This window comes from Rhizocola hellebori (genome assembly GCF_016862955.1).
Taxonomy (GTDB): Bacteria; Actinomycetota; Actinomycetes; order Mycobacteriales; family Micromonosporaceae; genus Rhizocola; species Rhizocola hellebori.
Genome location: NZ_BONY01000054.1, coordinates 15,105 through 27,047 on the forward strand (window position 1 = coordinate 15,105; position 11,943 = coordinate 27,047).

Sequence of the window (11,943 nt, forward strand, 5' to 3'; positions counted from 1 at the left end):
CTTGGCACACGGACGGCGTCAAGCCGCACACGGTGTGCGACACCTTCCACCAGGTCACGCTGACACTTGGCACGGTCGCGGGAGCCACAGCTATGGTGGTTTGTCGTAATCTTCCACGATCTGCACCTCTCAGCCCGGAGGAGACCTTTGTGCCAGATAGAAGTCTGAAACGGTTACCTCAACACCATTCGCACCATATGGTGGAGTTTGCCGGAATGGTGGGGCATGTGGAGGTGGCGCAATGACAGCGACGGTCTTCGGCGATGAGGTGTTTCTCCGCCCCTTTTCAGCGGGCGGCCTGCGCTCACTGTTAAACGAAGTGTTCGCCACCGCGGTACGCGGCGAGGGCGATCGTGCACCGACCACTCAGCGGATACGAACCAGGCAGGGCAACGATGCCTCGACCCGGCACGCTCCGCCCCCGGTCGGCGGCAAGGTAAACGGCAGGCCGGTGATGCCGGCGCAGAACACCCCGCTGGCAGACGCGCCGACCACGCTGTTGCCCGTCCTGCCGGGCGGCGAGGAGGAGACCGAGACCGGCCCGGCAGGAGGTGGTGGGCCGGCTGGCTTTCCAGACCGCCCTGACCGCACCGATCCGGCGCACGAGGTCTGGACTCTCGTGGAACGCGCCCAGCAGGGCGACACCGAGGCCTTCGGGCTGATCTATGACCGCTATGTCGACACGGTCTTCCGGTTCATCTACTTCCGCGTGGGCAACCGGCCGCTGGCCGAGGACCTGACCTCGGACACCTTCCTGCGCGCGCTCAAGCGGATCAGCAGCTTCACCTGGCAAGGCCGGGATCTTGGTGCATGGCTGGTCACCATCGCCCGCAACCTCGTTGCCGACCATTTCAAGTCTGGCCGGTACCGGCTGGAGGTTACTACCGGTGATGTTCTCGATGCCGACCGCGAGGACCGGGGCCCCGAGGGCAGCCCGGAGACCGCGGTCGTCGACCACATCACCAATGTCGCATTGTTGACTGCGGTAAAACAGCTCAACCCGGAGCAGCAGGAGTGCATTGTGCTGCGCTTCCTGCAGGGTTTCTCCGTCGCCGAAACGGCACAGGCCATGGGAAAGAATGAAGGAGCCATCAAGGCCCTTCAATATCGTGCGGTGCGCGCACTCGCCCGGCTCCTTCCGGAGGGCTTCCAGCCGTGACACTCCCCGTAACCCGACGTGCCCTAACGGCGTTTGTTCGAGTGCGAGCCGATTTCTCGACCAAGTACCTAGGGGGGTGCTCGCGATGAACGCTTCTCTGTTTGATCGTGCGCGCGCCGACCGCTTCGCCCAGCTTGTGGACGAAGCGAGTGGCGGCCGTCGTCACCATGCCCGTTCCCGGTTGGACGACGAGCTCGCTGAGCTTGTCTCCACCAGCCAACAGCTGCAGGCCATGCCGATCTCGGTACAGGCCTCGCCGGTCTTCAAACGCGACCTGCGCGCGCAGTTGCTGGCGACCGCGGTTCGGGAGGGCATCGGCAGCACCGCGCAGCCCGAGCCCAAACCGCGCCGAGCTTTCGGCCGGCCGCGCCCGCGGGCCCGCGGTGCCATCGTGGTCGGTATAGCCGCCGGCACGCTGGCCCTGTCCGGGGTCTCGATGGCCAGCGGTGAGGCCATCCCCGGTGACGCGCTCTACGGCATGAAACGCTCGACCGAGCGGGCACAGCTCGCGCTGGCCGGTTCCGAGCTGACCCGTGGCCAGCTGTATCTCGACTTCGCCCGCACCCGGTTGACCGAGGCTTACGCGGTCCGCTCGGATCCCAACGGCTTCGTGGCAGCGCTGAAGGACATGGACGGCGAGACCCAGCAAGGGATTCGGGCGCTCATCGCCTCGGCGATGGCCCAGCACGACACCACCGCGCTGGACGCGATCGACAACTTCGTCTCCGGCCAGCGCTTGCTGGTGGCCGGGATGCTGGATCTGAACGCCACCGCCGGCCGCGAGAAGGTGACCGAGTCACTGGCTCTGCTGACCGTGGTGGAGCAGCGCTCCGTTGCGGCTCGGTCGGCGCTGGCTTGCGGCGCCAAGCCCACCGGCGCTGACGCGCTTGGCCCGATCCCGGGCGGTTGTGCTGTAACCACGCAGGGTGGTGTGAAAACCACGGGCGGTACCAACGCTCCCGCGCCCGAGGGGACCACAGTCAACCCGCCGAACACCGGGGTGACCGGCATTCCGCAGGACCTCATCCCGTCGGCGGCCGCAACACCGGCCAAGCAGGAGGAGAAAACCGATGACGGCCTGCTCGGTGAGCTGGGCCGGATCCTCGGGGGCCTGCTGGGCGGCTAATCGCTTAGGTAATCACGCTGAAGGGACGGCCAATGCCGTCCCTTCAGTTTGTGCGGCACGGATTAGGCTCTACATCTGAATGTTTGGAGGATGCATGGCCGAGACAGCGGGCTGGGCAGCGGCAGAGCTGGAAGCCGCGATGATAGTCCCGCACCAGCCGCACGCCGCCGCCTTCTTCGACGTGGACAACACGATGATGCAAGGCGCTTCGATCTACTACTTCGCGCGCGGGCTGGCCAAGCGCCGCTACTTCACCTCCGCGGACCTGGCCCGTTTCGCCCTGCGCCAGCTGCGTTTCCGCCTGATCGCCTCGGAACACGCCGGTGACATCACCCAGGCCAGGGAGGCGGCGCTGGCCTTCATCGAGGGCTGGAAGGTGGAGGACGTGGCCCGGCTCAGCGAGGAGATCTTCGACGAGCTGATGGCCGACAAAATCTGGTCGGGCACACGCGCCCTGGCCGACCTGCATTTGGCCGCGGGCGAAAGGGTCTGGCTGGTGACCGCCGCCCCGGTGGAGCTGGGCACGGTTATCGCTTCCCGGCTGGGCCTGACCGGCGCGCTCGGGACGGTGGCTCAAATCCGCGACGGGCACTACACCGGCAAGCTGGTCGGCGAGATGTTGCACGGCCCGCACAAGGCGACCGCGATCCAAGCGCTCGCCGCGGCCGAAGGCCTGGACCTGTCCCGCTGTGCCGCCTATAGCGATTCGGTCAACGATGTGCCGATGCTCAGCACCGTGGGCCGCGCGGTGGCGGTCAATCCCGACAGCGCCTTGCGCCGCACGGCAAGGGAAAACGGCTGGGAGATCCGGGACTTCCGCACCGGGCGCAAGGCAGCGAAGGCCGCCGTGCCGATGGCCATCGGCGCCGGCCTGGTCGCCGGGGCGGTGGCCGGAGGCATCGCGCTCAACAGGAAAAGGCGACGGTTTTGACAGGTAAGCACCGCCATCCGATGACGCTCCGGCTCACCAGCCTCATCGCCTTGGTAGTGGCGCTCATCGCCACCGGTGTCATGTTGGTGGCCAAGCCGGTTGAGCACGGGCCGGCCGCATCGGCCGCTGAGGTCACGCTCGCACAGGCCTTTCCGGGGGCCAAACCGAAGCCGGTCAAGGCCACGCTCGCCGACGGGACGACCGTCACACCGCTGTTTTTCGTTGACACGCAACGGATGCTTGGCACCATCCGGAAACCGTCCGGCGAGACGCAGCTTGTCCTGCGCACACCCACCGGGGAACGGGTGCTGCGCAGCCTGCCGAATTCGCAAACCCCGGAGTTCGCCGGTTTCGCCGCCTTCGAGGGGCGCGTGGTGTGGCTCGAGCTGACCATGACCACCCGAGGCACCACCGAAACCCGTTTGTGGACAATCGATTCCGACGCAGCCGCGCCGCGCATGGTGACCGCCGACACCGGCGATGTGGCGCTGTTCGACAAGCGCGATGATGTCGTTATCCACGATGGTCTGGTGACCTGGCTGGCCGCGGCCCGTACGGACACCCCGCAGACCGAGGTGAGAACGGTCTCCATCAACGGCGGGCAAGTGAAAGTCGACACCCGTGACAGTGCCTATGCCTTCGCCGCGTGGCCCTGGCTGAGCAAGGTGAACACCAGCGGCATGGACGGCCCGACCGAGCTGCTCAACCTGGCCACCGGCGAGCGCAAAACCGTTGCGCCCAAAGGAAGTGAGTTGCTGGCCTGCTCACCGAAGTGGTGCCGCGCACTCGTCATCGGCAGCACGGCGTCTTCCACGATCATCGAGATGGCCCGGCCCGACGGCAGTGAGCGCCTGCGCACCGCGGCCGGAAGCGTTGCCGCGTCTACGGTTGATGTCGCACTGCTCGACCGGTACGAGATCTACTCGTACGCCGGCGGCAAGCTCGTCCTGTTCGACCTGCAGACCCGCAAGTCCGTCGTCATCGCGCTCGGCGTGACCCAGGTCATGAGCCGGGCGCCGATGCTGTGGTGGACCACCGGCGACAACGAAACCACCGCCTGGCACCTCCTCGACCTGCGCGAGTTGGCGGGCTAGACCTACTCCTGGAACGGGTCGGGTCGCAGTTTCAGCAGGTCGTGCAGCATGCCCTGGATGGTCTCGCGCACCTGGTCGGCGAGGTTGAAGACGACGGCTGGATCGTCAGCCTGGTCCGACCAGGGTGTGGTGTCGATCGGCTCACCGAAACGGATCATCCATTTGCTCGGCAGCGGCACCAGACCCGCCGGGCCGAGCCACGGAAACGTTGGCGTGACAGGAAAATAGGGCGTCCCGAGGAGACGGGCCAAGGGCTTGATGTTGCCCAGCAACGGGTAGGTCTCCTCCGCGCCCACGATGGCGGTCGGCACGATCGGGGTGCGGTTGCGCAGCGCGACCGAGACAAAGCCGGCCCGCCCGAAGCGCTGCAGCTTGTATCGCTCGGAATAGTGCTTTCCCACGCCCTTGAAGCCCTCGGGGAACACCCCCACCAGCTGGCCTTCGTGCAAAAGCCTGTCCACATCAGGGTTGCAGGCCAGGGTGGCCCCGGACTTGCGGGCCACCTCGGAGACCAGCGGCAGCCGGAACACCAGATCTGCGGCGAGGAGCCGAAGGTAGCGGTGGGCCGGGTGCTCGTCATGCACGGCTAGGCAAAGCATGAGCGCGTCGAGCGCGATGGTGCCGGAGTGGTTGGCCACGATGAGGGCCGCGCCCTCGTCGGGAACGTGCTTGGTGTCGAAGACCTCGGTGCGGAACCAATGCTTGTAAAGCTGGCGCAGCACGGGATGGAAGACATGCTCGGTGAGCTCGGCGTCGAAACCGAAGTCGTCGACCTCATATTGGCCGATCAGCCGCCGGCGAAGAAAAGCCAGCCCCGTCGCGACTTTCGCGTCCCACTCGTCCAGCAGATCATCCACGGGCCCGCACCGACTTAATCATGTCAAGGAAGCTGTCTATCCGATCGGGCGTGACCACAGCGCCGCTCTGATGCGACTTGATGAAATCGTCGAACGCGACCGAGGTCGAGCGCGGGGTGAAGCCGAACTCCTTGCACAGCTTGGCAGTGTCGACCACCCTGCCGTGGACGAAGAGGTCGACCTGGTCCAGCGAGACCCCGCCCAGCCGGGTCGCGGCCTGCAACAGCGGCTCCACCACCGGCAGGTTCACCCGGCCCGACCGCCGAAGCGCTTGCGACAGCGTGATGATGCCCGGCCCGGCCACGTTGAAGGTGCCCGGGTGGTCTTCGACCACCGATCGCCGCAGGATTTCCAGCGCGTCGTCGACGTGCACGAACTGCAGCCGGGGATCGCGCCCGAGCACGGTGGGGACCACGCTCTGGGCGAAGTAGCGCAGCAGCATCGTTTCCGCGGTCGGCCCCACGAAGGGGGCGAAGCGCAGCACGGTGGCGGTCACCTCGGGACGGCGGCGGCGGAAGCCGCGCACGTATCCCTCGATGTCGAGGATGTCGCGCCCGTAGCCGCCGCGCGGAACGTCACGCGCCTCGGTGTCTTCGGTGAAGACTGCGGGGTCGCGAAACGAAGCGCCGTAAGCCGCGGTCGAGGACCGCACCACGAGCCGCTTCAGGGTTGACGTCTGCTGGCAGCCGGCAAGCAGATGCATCGTGCCGATGACGTTCTGCTCTTTCATCCCCGCCCGCCCGCCCGCGGCCGGATCCGGAGAGGAGGCGACCGCGAGGTGGACGACGGCTTCAGCGCGCAGCTTGGCCAGTGTGTTGCCGGTGCTTTTGGTCAGGTCGACCTTGCGCAACTCGACACCCGACAGCAGATCGGCATAGGTCGAAGGCGGATCCACCCGGTCCAGCCCGATGACACGCTCGACCATCGGGTCGGCGGCTATCTGGGCGGCGATCTGGGCGCCTAGGAACCGGCTGACGCCGGTGACGACAACCACCCGAGGCGCGGTCGATTCCATCGCGCACCTCCCGGGGCGGGTTTACTTGCCGAGACGACGACGCTGGACGCGGGTCTTGCGCAGCAGCTTGCGGTGCTTCTTCTTAGCCATGCGCTTGCGGCGCTTTTTGACCACGGAGCCCATACGGAACCCTCTCGAAGTTGACGGGTGGTGAAACCGAACCTGTCCAGGGTAGCCGAGCCTTAAGAAGCAGCTTCGAAGGCCCCTCGTAGATACTCCTGAACCGCCTGCTCCGGAACCCGGAACGACCGGCCGACACGCACCGCGGTCAGGTCGCCGGAGTGCACCAGCCGATAGACCGTCATCTTGGACACGCGCATCAGCGTCGCCACCTCGGCCACGGTGAGGAACCTGACCTCGCCGAGCCGCGGCTCGTGATGCCCATGAGTGACCATATGAGTAACGTACCGGGGCAGAAGTGGCAAATGCGAGAGTTCTTCAAGATCACCCGGCGGCCTGCCGGATATAGGCCAGACAATCCCGCTGCAGATCTGGCCAGGAGATGTCGAGCACCTCCGGGGCGGCCTGCGACGCCACCCGGCGATCATGCACCACCGCATGGAAGAACTCGACCAGCTTCGGCTCACCGAAGCGCTCCGATATGCAACGCGCCCCGAGGAACGCGAAGGCGTAGAGCCCCGAGACAGCCTTGTTGGCCGCGTTGTCGGAAGGGCCGGTGACCTCGAGCCCATCGCTGTCCTTCGCGATCGCGGCCACGTCCTGGATCCCGGAATGAGCCGAAACCGGGGAACCTTCCATCTCACCGATCTCGGCGATGCCCTCGGTCAGCCACCACAGCTCCTTGCCGCCCGCGATGCGCCCCGGCAGCGACGCCGCATGGGTCAGCTCATGGCGCAACAGGTCATCGACGGCGGAAGGGTCCAGCCCGTCAGCGTTGAGCACCAGCTCGTAGCGGTCCGTGCTCACCTCGATCGCCGCGCCGCCGGACCACTCCGGCGGGTTCCAGTCGAACCACCGCTCCCATTCCTTCTTCGGCGCCCAATAGATCACGTACCGGCTCGGCGGCTTGCCGTCGCGGGCGAACCTGTCGGCCACCAGCGCGGCCTTCTCCGCCTGGACCAGGACCGACGGCAGCTTGCCCGCCTGCGACTTGACCGTGGCCACGATGGTGCGCTGACCCGCCTGTGCCACCAGCTCGCTGGTCTGCCAGGGATGCGGCTCCTTGTCGTCGGGTGCCCACTCCACCAGCGTGGCCGTCGCCCCGACCACCCGCCACACGGTGTCGGCCAGCGCCGAGGCGTCTGCGCATCCGTCGGTGACGAAGCACGGGCTGCTGTCCAGCTCGATGCGCCACAGATCGCCGTCCTTGCGGATCGGGTTCGACGGCTTGTCGTGCCAGTCGGCCACCTTCATCGCGCGCAGCGACTTGAACTGCACCGCCAGCCGATCGCGATCGGCCTTGGCGGCCTGCGCGTCAAGCACGGACAGGTAACCGGCCTCGTCCCCGGAAAGCAGCGACTCCCGTTGCCTGGCAAGGGTTTCGCCGACCTTCTCGCGCACCCAGTCTTGGTACACGGAAATGGGATCGCCCTCGCGAGGGCTGCGGGCCGGACCCGGTGTGCCAGAGCTGCGCGCCGAAACCGGTGGCTTGTCCTCAAGCACGTTTGCCACGAGCACCGCCAGGCCCACCAGCCCGGCGCAGAACACCAACGTCAACACGACGCCCAGGGCAACCCAACGGCCCCAACGGCGTTTGGGAGGGGGCGGGGGCGGCCCATAGATCAGCGCAGCAGGAGGAGGAGTGGGGTGCACAAAGTGGGAGGTTACCTCACTTTTTCGAGACCAGCGCCCTCGCGAAGAACCCGATGTTGGCTGGACGTTCGGCCAGCCTGCGCATCAGATAGCCGTACCACTCGCTGCCGTAGGGCACGTAGACGCGGACCGAATAACCCTCGTGGCTGAGCCGCAACTGTTCCTCGGGACGCACGCCGTAGAGCATCTGGAACTCGAAGCGGTCCGGCTCCCGGTCGAACCAGCGCGCCCGGTCTTCCCCGATGGCGATGAGCCTCGGGTCGTGGGTGGCCAGCATCGGGTACCCGTCGCCGGCCATCAGGATGTTCATGCAGCGCACGTAGGACTTGTCCACCTCGAGCGCCGACTGGTAGGCCACGTGCTCCGGCTCCTTGTAAGCACCCTTGCAGAGGCGCACCCGGGAACCGGCCGTGGCCAGCTCGCGGCAATCCGCCTCGGTGCGGCGCAGGTAGGCCTGCAGCACCGCGCCCAGCGAAGGGTGATCGCGGCGCAGCCGCAGGAGAATGTCCAAGGTGGAATCGGTGGTGGTGTGGTCTTCCGCGTCGAGCGTCACCGTCGTGCCCGCCTCATCGGCGGCGACGCAGATCTCCCGCGCGTTGGCCTCCGCCTTCGCCTCATCGAAGGCCTGCCCCAGCGCGGAGAGCTTCAGACTCACCTCGGCCTTGCCGTCGGCGGTGAGCCCGGCCGAGTCGAGCGCCTTGAGCAGCTCGAGGTAGGCGTCCTTGGTGGCGGTGGCCTGCTTCTCGTTCAGCGTGTCCTCGCCGAGATTGTCCAGCGTGATGCGCAGGCCCGAGTGGGCCAGCTGCTTGGTGGCGAGGAGAGCCTCATCGGTCGTGACCCCGGCGACGAACCTTTTGACGACGTCGCGGCTGACGGGGGCGGTTTCGACCAGTCGCTCCACCCGGGGTGACCGGGCGGCGGCAAGGATCACGGAGCGCAGCATAACGCCAGACTAACGGCTGGCCCCCCACAAGCTTGCCGGGCTCAGCTACAAATGACCCGTGCCACCTAAACCCTCTAAACGTCGAAAACCGAGGTCGCCTGCCCCTATGAAGATCCCGGCGCACCTCCCACCGCGGCCGTCCCGCCCGGCCGGCCTCGCGGTGCTGCGCTCGCCCAAAGTCCTGGTGGGCGGGGTGCTGCTGCTGGTCCTGGCGACCGCCTGCGCCTGCGGCTCGATGGACGACGATGACTGCGACTCGATGGGCACTACAGACTCGGTCTTTGCCGCCGGATCCTCCGGCGTGCGGATGGCACCACCTGCGCAAACCCAGAGCGATGCGCTGCCCGCAAGCGGCGGGTTCGGCACGCATCTCGCCTCATGCGGCGGTTAGCGGTCACGCCCCGGCCGGGGTGGCGGGAGACCGTCCGGTCGCAGGGAATGCTCCACTCGGACACGACCCTGGATGACGGGCAGACCCTTCCCTACTGGGATGAGTCGGCGTGCTACGAGTTCTCTGTCGATGAGGTGCTCGCGCTCGAGGAGCAGACCGACCAGCTGCACGGGATGTGCCTGGCCGCCGCCGAGCATGTGGTGTCGGCCAACCGGTTCGCCGACTTCGGGATCCCCGGATGGGCGGCCGAGGCGGTCAGCCGCTCGTGGCGGGAGAAGCCGCCCTCGATCTACGGTCGTTTCGATTTGTGGTACGACGGCACGAGCGCGCCAAAGCTGTTGGAGTACAACGCCGACACGCCCACCTCACTGCTTGAGGCGGGCATCATCCAATGGTTCTGGCTCACCGACACCCGGCCCGGCACGGACCAGTGGAACAGCATCCACGAAAAGCTTGTCGCCGCTTGGGAAAGGCAGGCCCCCGGGTTCGCCCCCGGCCCGGTGCACTTCGCCTGGTCGAACCTTGAGGAGACCTTCGAAGACCTGATGACCGTCGGCTACCTCGCCGACACGGCTCACCAGGCGGGGCTCGACGTGCGGGTGGTGCCGATGCTCGACATCGCCTGGGACGGGCGGCACTTCCGCGACAGCGCGGGCGACCCGATCACGACGATCTTCAAGCTCTACCCGTGGGAGTGGATGCTGGCCGAGCCTTACGGGAAGGTCGCGCTTGAACCTGGTACCCCCACACATTGGCTGGAACCACCGTGGAAGCTGCTGCTTTCCAACAAAGCTCTGCTGGCGATTCTCTGGGAGCTCTTCGAGGGGCATGAGCTGCTGCTTCCGGCCTATCTCGATGGACCGCGCGGGCTGGCCGAATACGTGGCGAAGCCGTTGCTCGGCCGGGAGGGCGCCAACGTGCGAATAGTCACGCCCGACGGTGAAATGCACACGGAGGGTATTTATGGGGCGGAGGGCTGGTGCTTCCAAGAGTTCCGGGCGCTGCCTTCGTTCGACGGTCAGCGTGTCGTGCTGGGATCGTGGGTCATCGACGGCGAGGCCGCCGGCCTGGGCATTCGCGAGAGCACCAGCCTCATCACCGACCACCATGCCCGGTTTATTCCCCACTACTTAGTTCCGTAGGACGCTGGCACACAACTTCGCGCAAGATTGCACTACCTTTGTCGGGTGGACTTCGATGCGTACGCCCGCATGGCCGTTGATCTTGTCAACGCGCCGCTGGACGACCTCAACGCCCTGAAGGGCCTCTACCCCGACCCGGAGTGGATGTGCGAGGACCCGACCGAGCGTGATCTGCAAACCTTCCGGAAGGCCCAGAAGAAACTGCGCGACGTCTTCTCCTTCGGCTCCTCCGGACGCGAACGCGAGGCTGTCAACGAGCTGAACATGCTCTTGGAGACTCACCCTGTCCATCCCCGGATCTCCGGCCACCAGTCCGGCAACTGGCATATCCATGTGACCAGCCGAGGCTCCATGATCAGCGCCGAATACCTCGCGGGCGCGGTCTGGGGCCTTTCTGTCTGGTTGTGCGAATACGGCAGCGCGCGCTTCGGGGTGTGCGCCGACGAACGCTGCGGCAACGTCTACCTCGACACCTCGTCGAACAACTGCCGCCGGTTCTGCTCGGAGCGCTGCGCGACACGTTCCCACGTCGCGGCCCACCGCGCGCGCAAGAAGGCCGCTGTCGAGGACACCGCCACCAACCTCACCCCCGTCGGCTAGCCCGGCTCGCTCCTGCGGCTCCGCGATTTCCCTGAACTCGCGGCGATCGATGGCGGGGCGCTAGGGCACCGGCACGGAGAGGTGGGTGCGGGCGAATTGGAGCGCGTCGGCGAGATCGGCCTCTCGCTCGGCACGGCTGCGGGCGCGGCGGGTCGCCACTTCGAGCGCGACAGAGCCCGAGAAACCCCGCCTGGCCAGCGACTCAAGCAACTGTGCGCAGGGCTGGTTGCCGCGTCCGGGGACTAGATGCTCGTCGCGTCCCTCCCCCGTGCCGTCGCCGAGGTGGATGTGGGCCAGGCCATCGCCCATCGCCTCGGCCATTTCCAGCGCGTCGGAGCGTGAGGCCGCGCAGTGCGAAATGTCCAACGTGTAGGAATCGTAGCCGCTCCTCGTCGGATCCCAGCCCGGCGAATACGGGACGAACTGCCGGCCGGCCATGCGGACCGGGTACATGTTCTCGATCGCGAACCGCAGCCCGGGATGGCGTCTGGCCAGGCGCTGGATGCCTTGCGCGAACCCGCGCGCGTAGTCGCGCTGCCAGGTGAACGGCGGGTGCACCACCACCGTGGTGGCGCCGAGATCCTCGGCGAGCACGGCGGCCCGCCGCAACCGCTCCATCGGATCGCTGCTCCACACCCGCTGGGTCACCAGCAGGCAGGGCGCGTGGACCGACATGATGGGAACGCCGTAGTGCTCGACCAGCCCCTGCAGCGCGCTGGTGTCCTGGCTGACCGCATCGGTCCAGACCATGACCTCCACCCCGTCATAGCCGAGCGTCGCGGCCACCTCGAACGCGGCCGCGGTCGGCTCCGGGAAGACCGAGGAGCTTGACAGCAAGACAGGCACAGACACGTCCTCCACCCTAGTCCGCGGGATAGGCCACCCCTCCCCGTGCCCACGGCCCGGCGTCCT

13 protein-coding genes and 1 pseudogene are annotated in these 11,943 nt (G+C 67.0%); 7 read left to right on the top strand and 7 right to left on the bottom strand.

Annotated features, from left to right (window positions below):
• Positions 1-241: 241 nt before the first annotated feature.
• From Rhe02_RS50815 to Rhe02_RS33600, 4 genes and pseudogenes are all read left to right on the top strand, one after another.
• Positions 242-1,159, top strand: coding sequence for an ECF subfamily RNA polymerase sigma factor, BldN family (locus tag Rhe02_RS50815; RefSeq protein WP_308442042.1), 918 nt, complete (start codon positions 242-244; stop codon positions 1,157-1,159).
• Positions 1,160-1,244: 85 nt separating this feature from the next.
• Positions 1,245-2,069, top strand: a pseudogene (locus Rhe02_RS33590) (DUF5667 domain-containing protein); the annotation flags it as partial.
• 310 nt (positions 2,070-2,379) lie between these two features.
• Positions 2,380-3,216: an HAD family hydrolase gene (locus tag Rhe02_RS33595; protein WP_203912468.1), complete on the top strand. Its 837-nt coding sequence runs from the start codon at positions 2,380-2,382 to the stop codon at positions 3,214-3,216.
• A 20-nt stretch (positions 3,217-3,236) separates the two neighbouring features.
• On the top strand, positions 3,237-4,310 hold the full coding sequence (locus Rhe02_RS33600; protein WP_203912469.1) for a hypothetical protein: 1,074 nt from the start codon (positions 3,237-3,239) through the stop codon (positions 4,308-4,310).
• A gap of 2 nt (positions 4,311-4,312) precedes the next feature.
• Here the strand turns inward: Rhe02_RS33600 and Rhe02_RS33605 are convergent, their stop codons facing one another.
• From Rhe02_RS33605 to Rhe02_RS33630, 6 genes are all read right to left on the bottom strand, one after another.
• Positions 4,313-5,167 carry a lysophospholipid acyltransferase family protein gene (locus tag Rhe02_RS33605; RefSeq protein WP_203912470.1) on the bottom strand — a complete coding sequence of 285 codons (855 nt, stop codon included), beginning with the start codon at positions 5,165-5,167 and terminating at the stop codon, positions 4,313-4,315.
• A complete protein-coding gene (locus Rhe02_RS33610) occupies positions 5,160-6,182 on the bottom strand; it encodes an NAD-dependent epimerase/dehydratase family protein (RefSeq protein ID WP_203912471.1) in 1,023 nt (340 codons plus the stop codon). The genes Rhe02_RS33605 and Rhe02_RS33610 overlap by 8 nt, the downstream gene beginning before the upstream one ends.
• A gap of 21 nt (positions 6,183-6,203) precedes the next feature.
• Positions 6,204-6,305: a 30S ribosomal protein bS22 gene (locus Rhe02_RS33615; protein WP_007465623.1), complete on the bottom strand. Its 102-nt coding sequence runs from the start codon at positions 6,303-6,305 to the stop codon at positions 6,204-6,206.
• A gap of 59 nt (positions 6,306-6,364) precedes the next feature.
• The gene (locus tag Rhe02_RS33620; RefSeq protein ID WP_203912472.1) at positions 6,365-6,577 is read right to left on the bottom strand and encodes a helix-turn-helix domain-containing protein; all 213 of its coding nucleotides are present in this window, start codon (positions 6,575-6,577) and stop codon (positions 6,365-6,367) included.
• A 49-nt stretch (positions 6,578-6,626) separates the two neighbouring features.
• Positions 6,627-7,862: a hypothetical protein gene (locus tag Rhe02_RS33625; RefSeq protein ID WP_203912473.1), complete on the bottom strand. Its 1,236-nt coding sequence runs from the start codon at positions 7,860-7,862 to the stop codon at positions 6,627-6,629.
• A 109-nt stretch (positions 7,863-7,971) separates the two neighbouring features.
• Entirely contained in the window at positions 7,972-8,898 is a 927-nt protein-coding gene (locus Rhe02_RS33630) for a proline dehydrogenase family protein (RefSeq protein WP_203912474.1), read from the bottom strand.
• 106 nt (positions 8,899-9,004) lie between these two features.
• Between Rhe02_RS33630 and Rhe02_RS33635 the strand changes: the two genes are divergently transcribed.
• The 3 genes from Rhe02_RS33635 to Rhe02_RS33645 are packed head-to-tail and all read left to right on the top strand — an operon-like array spanning position 9,005 to position 11,031.
• Positions 9,005-9,289 carry a hypothetical protein gene (locus tag Rhe02_RS33635; RefSeq protein ID WP_203912475.1) on the top strand — a complete coding sequence of 95 codons (285 nt, stop codon included), beginning with the start codon at positions 9,005-9,007 and terminating at the stop codon, positions 9,287-9,289.
• The gene (locus Rhe02_RS33640) at positions 9,277-10,431 is read left to right on the top strand and encodes a glutathionylspermidine synthase family protein (RefSeq protein WP_203912476.1); all 1,155 of its coding nucleotides are present in this window, start codon (positions 9,277-9,279) and stop codon (positions 10,429-10,431) included. Before Rhe02_RS33635 ends, Rhe02_RS33640 begins: the two co-directional genes overlap by 13 nt.
• Positions 10,432-10,476: 45 nt before the next feature.
• On the top strand, positions 10,477-11,031 hold the full coding sequence (locus Rhe02_RS33645) for a CGNR zinc finger domain-containing protein (RefSeq protein ID WP_203912477.1): 555 nt from the start codon (positions 10,477-10,479) through the stop codon (positions 11,029-11,031).
• Between the two features lie 60 nt (positions 11,032-11,091).
• Here Rhe02_RS33645 and Rhe02_RS33650 read toward each other — a convergent pair whose 3' ends face one another.
• Positions 11,092-11,883 (bottom strand): sugar phosphate isomerase/epimerase family protein, encoded by a 792-nt coding sequence (locus Rhe02_RS33650; protein ID WP_239124224.1) that lies wholly within the window; start codon positions 11,881-11,883, stop codon positions 11,092-11,094.
• Between the last annotated feature and the right edge of the window lie 60 nt (positions 11,884-11,943).